Source organism: Streptomyces sp. SDr-06, assembly GCF_003324565.1.
Classification (GTDB): Bacteria; Actinomycetota; Actinomycetes; order Streptomycetales; family Streptomycetaceae; genus Streptomyces.
In genome coordinates this window covers 119,918-134,709 of sequence record NZ_QOLA01000010.1, presented here as the reverse complement: position 1 = coordinate 134,709, position 14,792 = coordinate 119,918, and the positions used below count along the sequence as shown (strand labels likewise).

Here is a 14,792-nt window from a genome sequence, read left to right as displayed (position 1 = left end):
CCGTCGTCCTGGGGTCGGGCCGCGGGCCGCCTTGAGGCCGAGCGCGCCGAGTCGCTTGCGCGCGAGGGCCATATCAGTGGGAAAAGATTTCGGCAGCGTGTCGATCGGCGGGTGTCCCGTTCGACGCTTGGGTGGAGGCGCGTTCTGGGACCCCGCGAAGCGGGATCCGGACAGGTCGCGGCCCCGACGATCAACACGTATGGTCCGCTCGTCGACCGCCGCTTCGGGGTGCCGACGACATAGCCGGCTGCCTGGCGGCCTGGAGGAGACACCATGAAGATCCGAGCCCGGATGAGTATGAGTGCCGATGGCTACGTGACCACACCGAGCGGGTGGCCCGCTCTGACTGCCGACCCCGCGTTCGTCTCCGGCCAAAGCCACGGCATCCAGGAGTTCCTGGAAGGCTGCGAGGCGGCGCTGATGGGCCGCACCACCTTCGAACCGGCGCTGAACAACAACCGCTGGCCGTGGCCGAACCTCGACGTGTACGTCCTCGGATCGCACCGTCCGGAGGGCACCCCCGACCACGTCACCACCGACAGCGACCCGGTGCGGCTGCTTGAGAAGCTCCGTTCGGCCAACCGAGGTGGCGACGTCCACCTCATCGGAGGCCCGAAGACGATCGGGACGTTCCACACTCTTGGCGCACTCGACACCCTCGAACTGGTCGTCCTGCCGATCCTGTTCGGCGGTGGGACCCAACTGACGCCCATGCTCAGCGCCGACACCAGGCTGACCTTCCTACGCGAACGCGCCCTCCCCGGTGGTTCCGTGGAGATCGTCTATTCCTGCCAGGGCAGTCGCACTGAGCTTCCCAGCAAGCCTGCCAGCCAAAGGTGAACTCGGCCAAGCCGCAGGTCGCACAGGTGCGGAGAGTCGGCCTGCGGCCGACGGGCGGGAAGTGTCCACTCAACTGCCGGACGTCGAAGCGGGCGTGAAGCTGCCACGCCTGCGCAGGCGGAGCCGTGATCGGCAGGAGACGATCGGATCCTGAATTGGCGACGGCAAAGCCGGGACCCGGGGCGCGCAGCGTGCAAGTCGCGGCCGACGGTCCGGGACGGCAGCGAGTGCGCATCGGCCCAATTCCGTGACCGAACAAGGGAGTCGGGCCGCTGGGCCCGTCTCGCCCCTACGCACCAGTCGCGACGGGTGGGGGGTGGGGGGCGCTCACCGTGCGGACAGGCACATTCCCGGCCACCGCTGAGGGCTGTGTGTCAGCGTCGCGAGGCGAGGTCAGGGCTTGCAACCGGTACCCAGGTACAGGTTTACCGTCAAAGGCGCCCCCACTGCCGGGACGTGATGACTGGAGCGAGTGTGATGAGCGATCTTGCGTGGGTGCCGCAGTCCTGCACCCTGCCCAGCGAGGAGCGGTCCCTGCGGGTCGCCGAGTGGGATGCGCTGTTCTCGAGCGGCCGACCTCGCTGTCGAGGCCGCAGCCGCTCCATCTGAGCCTTGACCTGGTCGGCGGCCAGGGACTGACTGAGGGCTGCGGTGCTGTTCGGACGGCCGGTCGCTGACCTGAGGGTGGATCGACCGGCGCTGAGGCGACACGGGGTTCGCCGGGCCGTGATCGTGTCCTCCTGGGGGAGGAGGCAGGGCCCCGCGCGAGGGGGAGAGGCCTTGGACTGGCGGATGATGCTGCCGTGCAACGGGTGCTGACAGGGTGAAGGAGTCAATTCGGCCTGCTCTTCGGGGAGTTCATGATGTCCCGTCAGTACACGTCGCCCGTGCGGGATACCGGGTCCGTCGCGCCCCGGTGGGCGGTATGGGTGGCCTGGGCGACCGTGCTGTGCACCGTGCCTTCGTGTGTGTGGCGGCTTTCCCTGGGGTTCGGCGTGGACGTCGGATTCACCGGGCGGCTCGGGACTCTCTACCAGGGGACGCCGATCATGGTCTACGTGCTGATGCTCTCGGTGGCCTCGCAGGCGGCCGCCTGCCTGACGCTCGGTCTGGTGCGGCCCTGGGGCGAACAAGTGCCGCACTGGATACCGCGGTTGGGCGGACGCCGTATCCCGCCGCTGGTCGTCGTCGTACCCGCCGCGACGGGCGCCCTCGCGGTGACCGGCCTGTGCGCGGCGGTCACCTTGGCGCCCGCAGGGCCGCTGGCCAACCCCGACTTCCCGCACGGACCAGCCGGCCTGATCATGGACGCCTGCTACGCCCCGCTGCTGGCCTGGGGTCCTCTGGTCGCCGTCCTCACCCTCGCGTACGCCCGCCGCCGACGGGCCGGGGCGGGCACCGCCTCCTGAACGCCTCCGCGAGAGCCAGTGACAGTTGCCGCGCTCGGTGCGAGGGCGAGCTGGCCGAAGGACGAGTCGAAGGGTCACCCTGCTGTACGCGGACGGGGTGGTCTCGCAGGGCGGTTCGGGCTACGCCGGTATCGCCATCGACGCCCCACCCTGTATCTCTTCAGCACTCCTTTACGCGTGGTCCTGCGCAAACGGAAGCCCTGGTATCCCTGAACACGGCTCGCTAGGCTGTGTGTTGCTCATTCGAAAGCTTCGTGCGCTGGCGACGTGTCCGATGGGGGACAGCACGCTGAAGCCGACGGGAATGGGCAATGTGAGCCTCCAATCGTCGCAGAGCCTCAGCAGGCCATCGAGTTCGGTGGTCGAGCTGAGGCTGTCCGCCGACGGTTCGATCACCTTCGTGAAGGGATCGACTGGTGAGGCTGACATTTCCCACGCAGGTACTCCTCGCGCTCTTGTCATTGGTGTCCGCGCTGCTGGTAGGGGTCGTGGCAGGAGTGCTCTCCCATGCGGCAGGGGCGCCGGTTCCTGGCGCCGTGCTGTACGGCGGCGGCGCGTTCGTCGGCTGGATGTCGCTGTGCGTCTCCGTATTGACCGCCCTCGGACTGTTCGGACAGCACCGCTCACGGGACTGATCGGCGGTGGCAGTGCCCCGGACCTGGTCCGGGGCGCTGTTTGCTGTGGGTGGACGGTGAGGCGTCCCAGGGCGCAGGCATCAGCGTCGCCGAGGCGAGCCGCATCCCGGCGACCGGTATGCCCTCTTCCCCAACCCTGTCGCCGAGTTGCCGTTGGGCTGACCGATCAACGCCCCCCACCAGGCCATCATGAACGGCCCAGCAACCAGTCCGACAAGCAACCGAAGAATCCCGCCGACAGATCCGGCGGCACATTTTCGAAAGGCTGATCAGAGCACTGGCGGCCCGGCCTCGATCCGGCGCATGACCGGAGGCAGACGGTCCAGATCAGGGCCGGTCTGGACCTGCCGCTCGTCCCACCAGGTGGCGCCGGCGTCACGCAGCGGACCGATCGCGTCCCTGGCCTTCCTGGCATCCGAGGGCGTGGCACCGCCGAGCACGAGCTCGAAGGGCCGCTCGGTCCTGTCCCCACGGTGCTTGCGCACGTAAGCGGCAAGATCCCGGACCTCCGTCACATCAGGCACGTGGCCATGCCGAGCCGTCTCGAAGAGAGGCACCGCCCCGTCCCACCGCGCAGCCCGCCGCATCGGTGGGCGACGCGGCCAGAACCCGCCGATCCACACCGGCGGACCAGGCTGCTGCACGGTCGCGGGCAGCAGCGTCACGTTCCGGACCTCGTAGTGCCGGCCTCGGTGGTCCACCGGCTCGCCGGACCACCAGCGCCTCAACAGCTCAAGCCCCTCGTCCAGCCGCTCGGCGAGAACCTGCGGTTCGGATGTGTCACCGAAGCTGCGGTACTCGTCCTCGACTGGTCCGCCCAGGCCGGCCGCGAAGATCACCCGGCCACCACTGAGATGGTCCAGAGTGGCCACCTGGCGGGCGAGTTGCTGCGGACGATACCGGGGGACCGGCGTCAACAAGGTGCCCAGCCGGATCCGCGAGGTTGCCAGCGCGGCCGCGGTCAGGAGCATCCAGGGGTCTCCGAACGGGCGCCCTTGGTGTTGTCGGTGCAGTACGTGGTCCCAGACGAAGAGTCCGTCCCAGCCGGCCTGTTCGGCTGCAACCGCCACAACTGCGACGTTGCGGGGGTCGGCGAAATCACCGAAGTTGGGGACGTTGATGGAGAAGCGCATGCCAGCAGGATGCGCAACCGGCCGTGAGGGAGCAATCGGATTTGGATTCAGGGCAGTTCACGACAGGACATCGAACATGCGGCACCGCACTCACCCCGCCGGGGTCCCGACCCGAGGCCGGACCGACATCGAGGCTGCCCCATCGGGCCCCGCGTCCAAGCGGAGCCCGACTGCTGCGACGGCCACCGCCCGGCGCCGCAGGCCAGCGACAGTGTGGAGTTGAGACCCGAGCGATGAGGAGGGCGCGTGCGATTCGCGCTGGACGCGCTGTTGGCCGAGGTACCCGCCGAGCAGGTCGATGAAGCTCGTGACTTCTACAAGTCGAGGGCGGCGGGCCGTGGCCCCGGCTCACTGGAAGAGCTGAACGAGGCCCGGGCGAAAAGGTCTGCCCCTCCTGCCGCTGATCCGCCCGCCATCGAAGAGACCATCGAAGCCGCGGGAGCGCGCGTCCCTGTCAGGATTTTCACGCCTGTCGACGGTACGCCGCGAGGCGTCTACCTGGACGTGCACGGCGGCGGTTTCTACATGGACTCCGCAGCACGAGGAGACAAACGCAACCGCGAGCTCGCGGACGCCCTGCACCTCGCCGTGGTCAGCGTCGACTACCGGCTGGCACCTGAGCACCCCTGGCCGGCGGCACCGGACGACTGTGAAGCGGCGGCGCTCTGGCTCGTCGAGAAAGCCGAGGCCCGCTTCGGAACGTCCCGCCTGGCGATCGGCGGAAACTCCGCGGGAGCCACACTCGCCCTGGCGACCCTGCTCCGGCTGAGAGACAGAGGTGCTGCCGGCCGATTCACCGGCGCGGCACTGCAATTCGGGACCTACGACTTGAGCGCACGAACCCCGGCTGGTCGCGGCATCGCGGACGAGTACTTCATCCAGGCGTACGTCGGCCACGTGGAAGACCGCACCGTTCCCGACATCTCTCCCCTCTACGGCGTCCTTCGTGGGCTTCCCCCAACGCTGCTAATCGTCGGAAGCACGGACGTGTTGCTGGAAGACAACCTGGCCATGGCAGGCCGGTTGTCAGCGGCCGGCAATGACGTCGAGCTCCGGGTCTACCCCGAATCGCCCCACGGCTTCACGGCCCACCCCACGGCAATGGCCAGGACGGCGCTCAGCGGTGTCGAATCCTGGCTGCACGACCGGATTACAGGAGCGTAGGCACAGACCGCGATCTCGAAGAATCCCAGCCCCAGAGGCCGGTTACGCCAGACACCGCCTCGCGCAGCCCCGCCCAGACCGGCAAGCAGCTCGCCGTGCTCTCACCGACGCCCTCCCGCAAGGGTCACAACCTCCCGCGCGAGGGGCGGGTTTGACCTGGGGGCGCACGTCTCGTACCGCAGCGAACTCGTGGTCGGCTGCCTCGCCGAGGCCTGCCTGACAAGCAGACCCACCTGAGCGGCTTGGCCGCATCACGAGTTCGACCTCAGTGATGCAGGGCGAAAGCGAGTGCCTCGGCCAGGGTCGTGGGCGGGCGGCCGATCAGGCGGCGCAGGTCTCCGGAATCGGTGTACATCTCGCCGCACTTCATGCCGCGGTCAGCATCGGCGAGGACCTCCGCCAGCTCGGCGGGTAGGCCTTGCCCTGTTGCCGGCCGCCGACATACCTGTCCACAGGGACAGCAGTTCCTGAACTGCGCACCGAGACAACTGGACCGTCGGGCATGCTCCAGGGTCCGTGGTTCTGGACACTTCGTGCCGGAGCTGTGGAGGGCAACCAGCCCCGCGGTCATGAAGGGTCGCGATCCACGGCTTGCGCCCGCCCACGGGGCTGAACGGCCTTGACAGGGCGGTACTTGGCGCCTCCGCGCCGGCGCCGACGCGAAGCTCCAGGCGATCCGGGACTACGGACCGCGCCGTCTCGCCGCAGTGCCTGCTGACCGGTCCCGGCACGGGAGAGCGCGGCGGCTTTGTCGACATAGTCCTTGCGGAGCAGCGGGCCGAAGCCGTTCTTCGGGTCGTTGCCGAGGAGCATGAGCTTGATGTGCGCGATGGCGTCCGGGTATGCCGCGGCGACCGGCGCTGGTCGGATCCGGCGACGCCGCGGGCGCGTGGCCCGCCCCATTTTCAGGGCGGGCCGTCCTCGAAGTGGCGGCCGGGATCACCGACCCAGGGGTCCGACCGGACCGTACGGTCACGCCCCTCCCTCGGTCCGGGCGCGGACAGGTGGCGCGCGTAAGCCAGCCCGACGGGCGAGCAGGGCTGATACCTGCTGTGCTGCGGGTGAAAATCGAGTCAGCAGATCTGGAGGTACCGGACGCCCGTCCAGTCGAAAGAAGCTGCCTCCGAGCCGGGTGGCGCGGTGAAGACGATGTCCTCGCGCCGGTCGAACATCCGCACCCAGTACAGTGTGTTGTTGACGTACGCGCCAACTCCGGCGAGTGGCGTCTCGCGCGCACCACAACCCGTTCAGCTCCAGGACGGGCCCTGGTAGTCCGGCGCCCGGTAGACACAGAAGGTGCCGGGCGGACAGGTCGGCCTGGCCTGTCCGCCGTGGCCCTCGGCCGCTGCTGCTACCGAGGGAGGAGCCACGACAAGGCCCGCCAGCGCAAGCACCGCTCCTGCCAGCGGAGCGAGCCTCGTCCTCAATGCCGTCACGGTGCCTCCTTCGACACGTGAGGTGGCAGGGCCGGGCCGACCGCCGGGGGCGAGCGGCCCGGAACGGGCTAGCAGGGCTTCACATACCAGACCGGACCCCAGTTGCCGTGCTGGTCGAAGACCTCGTAGTCACGGCTGGCGGGTTTGGTCTGGTAGACGAGGTTGTAGCTCTTCCCGTACATCCGGGCGACCGTGCCGGGGGTCTGGTAGTTCCACCAGGAGCCGCCGCTGTTCCACCCGTCCGGTATCTCGTGGTAGGTGCAGCTCTCCCTTTCCCAGAACGACCCGGTGAAGTTCGCGCCCTTCCAGCCGCAGAAGTTCTTGTAGTCGCAGTCGTTGATCCCGCTGGCTACCTCTCCGGTCCGCAGGTCACGCGCGAGCTTCTCTCCGGGTACTGCGACCAGCATGTGCCCATCGAGCCAGTCGATGCGGTTGGCGGACACCTGGGTGCCGCCCAACTGGTCCAGGTAGCGCTGCACTTCCTGCTGCAGGGACGTGGCCTGGGACCGCGACAGCCCCGCGTGCTCGACCTGCGCCGTGAACGCCGTCGCGGGGGTGGGCGCGGGCTGGGCGTGAGCGGGCGTGACGAAGGCAGGTCCCGTCAATGCGGCACCGGCAGCTGCCAGCGCGACGGTGTTCCTCCACGCAAGAATGGGCATCTTAGTTGATCTCCTTCATCTCTGAACGCACTGTGGACGGCGTTCGTTTGGACGAACGGAAGGTGGCGCGGCCGAAGTTGGGGAGTGCGTCTTCGGGGAATCGGGGTGCTTCTGCGTCCCGGCCCGCCCCACCAGGATTCCGTGGCTGTCGCAGCCGATCGACAAGATTCGGTCCACAGCGAATATGGGGCAAACAGCATGCGCGTCCTCGGGTCACCCGAGCGGGCGTAGCCGCCCTCCCGTCGACTGGTCCTGCAACACCGCGCCGCGGTACTCGACGATGCGGTGGCCACCCGGTGGCGCTGCGGCATGACAGAATGCGCGCTCTCGTACTGGGCGAGGAGAGAAGGAAGCCCCCGTCTCCTTGGCCGGGTCGTGCGCTCCTTCCGTGCACTGGCAAGTAAAGGGCCGGGCGCGCCAGCTGGGACCGTGAGCAACTTCCGGGCATCGAGGGCTGCCCCTCGGCGTGAATCGGTCTGTACCAAGCGGCGGCACTCTCGGAGGATCGGCAAGACCGTGCCCGGTCGGACAGGAGGGAGAACGTGGTCTACCGCATCCATTTCACCGTTGAGGACCTGGCACGCACCCGCCTCACGCAGGACCCGCCGCCCTTACTGGAACTGACGGCCGCGACACGGACCTTGCAAACAGGCTGCTACCCGGTCCGGTTCGGCGGTTGGAGAAACCACGCCCTCGCCCGCCTCCATCCCGACGCACGCATGGTCTTGGATCTGATCCCGCCCCGCGGTTGGGCTCCCACTTTCCTGGCCTCTGCCGATGGCGGCGACCCCCGGGAACTACTGGACCGCCTCCGTGCCACGCCGCGCGCACAGATCCGCAAGGACCTGGACCACGTGGCCCAGTGGCAGCCGCTCCCTGCCTGGGCGCACCAACTGACGGACGATTCGGCCCTGTTGCGTCAGCTATTCGACAGCGTCAACCACGTCTGTTCCGTGCTGCTGACCCCCCACTGGAGCCAGATCACGAGTGCGACGGCGGCCGATCGGGGGGTGCGCATGCGCCAGGCACTCGACGGCGGCATGGAACACCTCCTCACCATGCTGCACCCGCGGCGCGTCCGCTGGAATCCGCCCGTCCTGGAGCTGGCGACGGTCTCCGGCTTCGAAGGCGACCTGCACCTGGAAGGACGGGGACTACTGCTCGTTCCTTCGGTCTTCCCACCCGAATCACCCAGCATCGACATCGACGCAGAGCCCCAGCCCGTGCTGAGGTACCCGATCAACGAGCAGTCGTCCCTCCTGCTGCCCCCCGCCGTTACGCCGTCGGCCCCCGATTCCTCCGGAGCGCGAACCCCACTGGTGTCGCTGCTGGGCCGTACCAGGGCAGCCGTTCTCCAGACCATCGCCGAACACCCCGGCTGCTCCACCAAGGAACTCGCCGCACTCACCCGGCTCGCGCCCCCCAGCGCCAGCGAACACACCACCACGCTCCGCTCAGCCGGCCTGGTCCGCACCGCACGGCATCGCCACACAGCACTGCACAGTCCCACCGCCCTTGGGATCGCTCTCCTTAACACCCACACCGATGCCGGGTGCCCCCGCGCATAGGTGTGCGGCCGCCGCGTCGCGACGGCCCGTCCGAGCGGTAGGCCGGCCGCCGCAGGACATCAAGGTTCGGTGTCACGTGCGTCAGCACTGTCGGCAGGCCCGAGCGGCTCAACAAGCGCGAACTTGCGGGTACTGCAGACCTGCGTCACCGTCGCCCTTGTTGCCGATATGGGCCTGGATACAGGACGCGGTGCAGGGCGGGTTGGGCTGACGACCCGGTCGACGGTGACTCCCGAGACATCCCACACGCCGCCGACGGCACGCGGGGTGATGTCTGTGGTTCCCATCATTGCCGCCTTGCCAGGACCCAGCGAAGAGGGTACTCGTCACAAGAGCCGCGGGGGACACCGGTGGCGCCCCCACGAACTCGTTCGGCCCGCCAGTGCCGCAGGTCCTGTTACGCCGTTTGTCGTTCTTCGGCCTGGCTTTACTGATCACACCAGCAGGCCGATCGCTGCCGTGGGAGCCGAGGCGGCCGGCCCACCAGCTTTGAGAGGGCCCGCTACGTTCGCAGGAACGAAGGGGAGCGACTGATCGGAAAGTTGAAGACCACCCGGGCAGTTGCCGCGAGGTTCGACAAACGAGCCTATGTCTTGCACGGCACCGTGACCCTTGCGGCCATACGCCTGTCGCTTCGTGCATGACCCGTCAGACGAACCCTGACCGGCCCCTGGTCTGCCGCCCCGGGCGCCCGGGGCGGCAGACCAGGGGCCTACGGGACGATGATCACTTCATACCACTCGCTGTTGAGGATGCGGTCGGACTGCACCGCCCGCCCCAGCTCGCCGCCCGCAGCGGTGTTGTCCTTGTTGTCGACATGAGCCCGGATGCAGGGCGCGTTGTACGGGCTCACGCCGGTGCCCCGGTCGACGGTGACGCCGGAGACGTCCCATACGCCGCCGACGGGGCGCGGGGTGATGTCCACACACTGGTCGCCGGGGTTCCCTCCCTCCGAGGACCGGGCGAAGGGGTACTCGTCACAAGAGTCGTTGAGGATACCGGTGGCGCCCCGGGGGAATTTGTACGGCCCACGGTCACAGGTCACGCCACGCCTCTTTTCGGCATCCGGGTCATCCGGGTCGACATACCGCGACAGCAGATGGCCGGGGGTGCCGTATTGACCCGTGAGATTCTTCTGCGCCCACTCGTAGGCGACGGCCGCCCCCCGGTATTTCGCCCTGGAAAACGTCACGTTGGGCGTGTGCCCGGCGAAGACGATACAGCCGGGTACAGGTTTGGTGTCGCCGATCGTCGCGTCACAGCGCACCTGGGGGCCGTCGTAGATCGCGGTGTCGTACCCGGCGATGCCGACCCCGCCGACGGCGGCGCCACTCACGGTATAGGTGACGTTGATGTAGGAGATGTCCGTATTGGCGGCGACGCTAGACACATAATTGATGGCGCCCTCCTCGTTTCCTCCGCCCTTCTCCACGGTCGCGTATCCGCCACCCCAGGCCGGTCCCTGCACACTGCACATGCCGCTGCACGCAGAATCCACGGACACCTCCACACCGGTCACCCTGCCGGTCATATCGCCGGGGACAACGATGATGTGATCGGTCCATTTCCCCGCGTAGGAGTCGAGCAGGCCCACGGCGAGAACGCTGACGTGGCCAACGCCGATCTCAACGTTGTCCCTGTCGAGGAGAATTTCTCTGAGGAACATCCGCGCGCAGTACGCGTGACGGTCGGAGACGACACGTTCACTAGAGTGCGCGAGGCATAGTTTGACCGCATTCGCACCGTCTGCGGGGGCTCGGGCAATGTCCCGAGCGGTCGGCGCGATGTCGGGGGCCCGGCGGTCAGAATCGGGACCGAAGCAGGACCAGGCCGCACCACGCTTGTGCAGATCCGATCCGGCGGGGACAACCTTGCAATTTCCGTACCCCCGGGGAGCGGTCGGCGCGCCTGTGGCCGGGGAGGCGCCCGCGGCGAGCAGGGCGGCGGTGACGGCGAGCGAGGCTATCGCCGCCATGCCTCGTCTGACGTGTTCGTGGTGGCGATGTAAACGTGGTAAGGGCATGTTCGTTTTCTCCTGAGGTTTCCGATTGGCCGGGATTTCGTGCCCGTGCTGGAGCGCTCGAGACTCATGCAGACGCTGCCGGGCCGGTCGTCGGGACCGGCGTTCCTGCTTCCGGATCACCGCCAGACACCGTCTGGCTCGATCCGCTGAATTCCCCTCTGCTGTGCCGACTTTGTCTGCGCCCCATCGTTCATAGGGCCGCTCACGCTGGCGCGCAAACATTCAAGGCGCCACGGTCGGCGAAGGTCATCGGTTTCAGAATGGGCAAGTTGGCCGAATATCGTGATGCCTTGGTGGCAGTCGGTTGCGCTGGCGGATGTTGAGAGGCTGGTCCGGAGGTCACCGGCGGCGAGGTGACAGCAGCGGAATCACGACTGAAACAGCCCATTTTTGCGGCGCCGGTGGGGGATCTTAGTTCTGTCGATGAAATCTTGATGAACCGGGGGCAGGTCAAGGCTTCCTTACAGCCCATGAAGGGTCATGGATTTCGCCTCGGACCGGCTGGTTCCGTCGTCGCCACTGTGTCGCTGCCGACGCTAAATTCGCATTGATCGACCACCGGTCCCCACCACATAACTGGCAGAGCTCCGGCTTGGGGTCGACATGACGCCCGGCCAGGGAAGGGCATGATGAGCCACTTGAGATCTTCCGGCCGCTGGGCCAGAGGGCTGGTCGCCCTCACCGTAACCGCCGCATCGACGCTGGCCGCCATAACTGCCGTGGCCGGCCCCGCCGCTGCGGCAGGGCATCCGAAACCCGCCACAACCGCCGACAAGCCGAAGCTCGGCGACGCCTGCACCTCCGCCGACCTCGGGACCCGCCACCCAATCATCAAGAGCGCCGAAGTCGCTCCCACCATCACGCACTTCAAGGGCTGGTACGTCACCGAAGGTTCGACCGGCACCCAGAGCGTCAACACGAACACCACGGAGACCATCTCCGTCTCCGTCGGCCTCAACGGCACCGTCCAGGGCAGCTTCGCCGTCGAGGCCCTCGGCTCCGTCGGCGCAAGCCTGGGCCTGAACGTCCAGGTCAACTACACCCACACATCCAGCACCTCCCAGTCGATCTCGTGGAACTTCCGCCAGCCCGGCTACTACGGCCTGTACGAGGGGACGAAGAAGGTCACCGGCACCTACGGCAGCCTCAACTGCAACCGTTCGGATGCGGGCGGCCTGAAGTGGACCGAGGGCCCCGACACCGGCAGCTACACCACCTTCACCACTCTCGAAGAAGGCGCGGTGCGCTGTCAGGACAAGGTTCCCGCCAACAGCATGATGGCCAAGGCCCAGGGCTTGTTGGACTGCGGCTCACCCGCCGCCACCGCGAAGCACCTGGCAGGTCCCGTCCCCTCAGCCAAGGCCGAGCAGGCCAAGCGCGACGCCGACAACGCAGCTAAGGCCGTCCAGAGTATGAAGGCCACCCAGGCGGCCAAGCCCGCCCCGTTCGCCGCCCTGAACTGCCAGCCCGCCGTCTACCGGATCGACGTCCCCGGCAAGGTGCTGAACTGGAGCGCACCGCTCCTGGCCAACGACGGCATCCGCCTGCGCGAATCCAGCTTCTTCAGCGCCCACCTGGACAACTGGCGCCTGTGCAACGTGACGGAGAACAACGGCGTCATCGAGGCATCCCTGTGGAACTGGGGCAACGGGGGATGCGCGACCATCCCGGCGGACATCGCCAACCAGGAGCAGGCCTACCTGACTACGGCCAACTGCGGGGAGGACGACCTCCAGCGTTTCTACATCTACCGCGACGTACCCGGCAGCTCGAAGATTGGTCTGCAGAACAAGTACACCGGCTCCATGATGGGCCACGACCGCTACGCGGACGGCGAGTTGATCCGCCAGTACTCCAGCGGCAGGCAGGACGGCACGGGTACCTACGCCCTGACCGGAGTCTGACCGCCCCCGCTCCGTGAGCGCGGCCCCGCACGTGCCGGCCTACCGGTCCCGTGCGGGGCCTTCCGCGCCTTTGTCCCGAGCCCGGCCTCAGGACCGGTGCCCGCGGCCCAATCTCCCCTGCTGCATACGGAGCGAAGGGTGGGCCCCGGTCATCGCCCGTGGACAAGCTGGGTGCGGATCCCTTGAAGCGACGGTAGATATCACCGCGACTTCTTCTACCGCCGCCAGAACTACCTCCACGACACCGACCTCGCGGCCGAGCGGCTGGCCGGCGAGATGAAAGAAAGGGGAAGGCCATCGCGGGTCCTCGCAAGCCGTTACAGGGTCGTCGGTGGCCGCCGACGCTGCGAACGTTCGGTGCGGACGGCCCACATCACCGGATTCTGCCTCCTCCTGGCTGCCCGGCGCGGTCTTCGGCCCGGGGGCGGGGCCAAGCTGGCCCAGCCGGCCTCGCGGTTTTCTGGGCCCAGCCAGAGGCTTGCCAGTGGATGGTCTTGCCGAAGGGGAACAGGTGGGGCTGATCCGGCACCACAGCTGCCCGCCCTCCCGGCCGTCCAAGTCCCACCTCATTCAAGTGAGTTCGGCGGGCCTATTCCGCCCCTCTGTCCCCGGTGCCGATGCCGCCCCCGACCGCGTGGCTTGCGAACCCGACGATCACCCCCACGGTCATCACGTCGCGATGCTCCGTGACCTCGATCCCGCCAAGCACCGCCAGGTGCGCGGTGGATCACGTGGCACTCAAGGCGGCTTTCCATGGCTGCGACCAGCGCTTGCGTCCCTGCCTGGTCGGGTCGAGGCTCATGACGGCCATGTGGACGAGACCGGACAGACCGAGTCGAGAGGACGGTTCTGCCATTCGTGCATGCCCGTGAGCACCTTGTCGGTGATCGTGGAGATCGTGGTCTTGGAGACCTCGGCGCCGTAGACCTCGGCCAGATGGGCGGAGTTCTCACCATGGGTCAGGCCGCGGGCCGACAACGCCAGCACCGTCTCGTCGACCCCGGTCAGCCGCCGCTGACGCTGCTTCACGATCTGAGGCTCGAGCCCTCCCGGTCACGGGGAGCATCGGGTCGGACCGGGCCCACCTCAGTCACCACCGTCTTGGAGCGGATGCCGTTGCGCGTGTTGCCCGAGGCCGTCTTCTCGTGCTTCTCATGGCCGGGACGAGCAGTGATCTCGCCCTCCAAGGCGGACTCCAGGATCCTCTTCGTCAGCTGCAGCAGCCCGCCCTCGCCGGTCAGCTTGATCCCGTCGGACTGGGCCCGGTCAACCAGCTGGCTGATCAACTGGGCATCCAGGGGGGTGGGCCGGTCCTGGGCACGTGGGTCGTCTCCGGCAGGGTGGAAGACGAAGCCCTTAGGGTGGAGGGCAGGTCTTTTTGCTATGGGGGAGGGGTCTTGGCTGACCACGATGTCGCGCGTGAGTGGGCACGCATCGTTGACTGGCTGCAGGTTATGGCTCCGCGCAGTGCGGCGGCGTTGCGGGGGCCTGTCGGGGCGGGGGATAGATGGGGCAACGTGCGGCGCGAGTGCGCCGCGGGTCTGCCCGACGAGCTTGCGCAGTTGCTGGCGATCCATGACGGTGCCGACCGGGATGCGCGGGGTGCCGCGTTCCTGCCGCATGGCAACCGGCTCATGTGCGTGCAGGAGATTGCTGCCTTTCGCACGGCAGCGAATGGGCTGGTCGATGAGGAAGTTGCGGGGTACTGGTGGCACCCGGAGTGGGTGCCCTTCGCCACGAAGTCCGAAGGTGTCATGGACTGTCTGTTCATCGATGCCCGAGTGGGCCCCGGGAGGGGACACATCGGTTCCTTCTTCGACGAGAGTGGCGGTGAGCTGGGCTGGTGGCCCTCGTTGGGCGCCTTTTTGGCGGACACCGCCGGGGCGCTGGAGGAGGTGCGGCCCGTCGCGGCGTGGAGTCCGCCGCCGAGTGCGGCCGTCGGAGTGCGGCCAGTGCTGCCGCAGGTGACGGACGACATTCTCGTCTGGCAGCGCTGAAGAAACGGGGGGTGCGCAGCCCGC

11 protein-coding genes and 2 pseudogenes are annotated in these 14,792 nt (G+C 67.9%); 8 read left to right on the top strand and 5 right to left on the bottom strand.

From position 1 onward, the window contains the following. Positions 1-273 precede the first annotated feature (273 nt). The 3 genes from DT019_RS21335 to DT019_RS21320 all read left to right on the top strand — a co-directional run bounded on the left by DT019_RS21335 (position 274) and on the right by DT019_RS21320 (position 2,884). Positions 274-840, top strand: a complete 567-nt coding sequence (locus DT019_RS21335; RefSeq protein ID WP_114038473.1) for a dihydrofolate reductase family protein — start codon at positions 274-276, stop codon at positions 838-840. Between the two features lie 887 nt (positions 841-1,727). After that, positions 1,728-2,249, top strand: a complete 522-nt coding sequence (locus tag DT019_RS21325) for a hypothetical protein (RefSeq protein WP_223279689.1) — start codon at positions 1,728-1,730, stop codon at positions 2,247-2,249. Positions 2,250-2,665: 416 nt separating this feature from the next. After that, the gene (locus DT019_RS21320; protein ID WP_114038472.1) at positions 2,666-2,884 is read left to right on the top strand and encodes a hypothetical protein; all 219 of its coding nucleotides are present in this window, start codon (positions 2,666-2,668) and stop codon (positions 2,882-2,884) included. A gap of 269 nt (positions 2,885-3,153) precedes the next feature. On the opposite strand, the gene DT019_RS21315 is transcribed toward DT019_RS21320, so the two are convergent. After that, positions 3,154-4,017 carry an LLM class flavin-dependent oxidoreductase gene (locus DT019_RS21315; RefSeq protein ID WP_114038471.1) on the bottom strand — a complete coding sequence of 288 codons (864 nt, stop codon included), beginning with the start codon at positions 4,015-4,017 and terminating at the stop codon, positions 3,154-3,156. Positions 4,018-4,263: 246 nt separating this feature from the next. Here DT019_RS21315 and DT019_RS21310 point away from each other — a divergent pair, with 246 nt between their 5' ends. Beyond that, on the top strand, positions 4,264-5,181 hold the full coding sequence (locus DT019_RS21310; RefSeq protein WP_114038470.1) for an alpha/beta hydrolase: 918 nt from the start codon (positions 4,264-4,266) through the stop codon (positions 5,179-5,181). Between the two features lie 1,247 nt (positions 5,182-6,428). On the opposite strand, the gene DT019_RS39675 is transcribed toward DT019_RS21310, so the two are convergent. Beyond that, positions 6,429-6,617, bottom strand: a complete 189-nt coding sequence (locus DT019_RS39675) for a peptidase inhibitor family I36 protein (RefSeq protein ID WP_189389794.1) — start codon at positions 6,615-6,617, stop codon at positions 6,429-6,431. Positions 6,618-6,685: 68 nt separating this feature from the next. Then, positions 6,686-7,276, bottom strand: coding sequence for a hypothetical protein (locus tag DT019_RS21295; protein WP_147267337.1), 591 nt, complete (start codon positions 7,274-7,276; stop codon positions 6,686-6,688). A gap of 542 nt (positions 7,277-7,818) precedes the next feature. On the opposite strand from DT019_RS21295, the gene DT019_RS21290 reads away from it, so the two are divergent. Both DT019_RS21290 and DT019_RS39170 read left to right on the top strand, forming a co-directional pair. Continuing rightward, the gene (locus DT019_RS21290) at positions 7,819-8,844 is read left to right on the top strand and encodes an ArsR/SmtB family transcription factor (protein ID WP_114038467.1); all 1,026 of its coding nucleotides are present in this window, start codon (positions 7,819-7,821) and stop codon (positions 8,842-8,844) included. Between the two features lie 452 nt (positions 8,845-9,296). Beyond that, positions 9,297-9,488 (top strand): annotated as a pseudogene (locus DT019_RS39170) (IS5/IS1182 family transposase); the annotation flags it as partial. Between the two features lie 68 nt (positions 9,489-9,556). Here the strand turns inward: DT019_RS39170 and DT019_RS21275 are convergent. Beyond that, entirely contained in the window at positions 9,557-10,510 is a 954-nt protein-coding gene (locus DT019_RS21275; protein ID WP_114038465.1) for a hypothetical protein, read from the bottom strand. Between the two features lie 986 nt (positions 10,511-11,496). On the opposite strand from DT019_RS21275, the gene DT019_RS21270 reads away from it, so the two are divergent. Continuing rightward, positions 11,497-12,771, top strand: a complete 1,275-nt coding sequence (locus DT019_RS21270) for a hypothetical protein (protein WP_223279688.1) — start codon at positions 11,497-11,499, stop codon at positions 12,769-12,771. A gap of 819 nt (positions 12,772-13,590) precedes the next feature. Here DT019_RS21270 and DT019_RS21260 read toward each other — a convergent pair. After that, positions 13,591-14,069: pseudogene (locus tag DT019_RS21260) on the bottom strand (transposase); the annotation flags it as partial. Between the two features lie 99 nt (positions 14,070-14,168). On the opposite strand from DT019_RS21260, the gene DT019_RS21255 reads away from it, so the two are divergent. Next, on the top strand, positions 14,169-14,768 hold the full coding sequence (locus DT019_RS21255) for an SMI1/KNR4 family protein (RefSeq protein ID WP_147267336.1): 600 nt from the start codon (positions 14,169-14,171) through the stop codon (positions 14,766-14,768). Positions 14,769-14,792 lie beyond the last annotated feature (24 nt).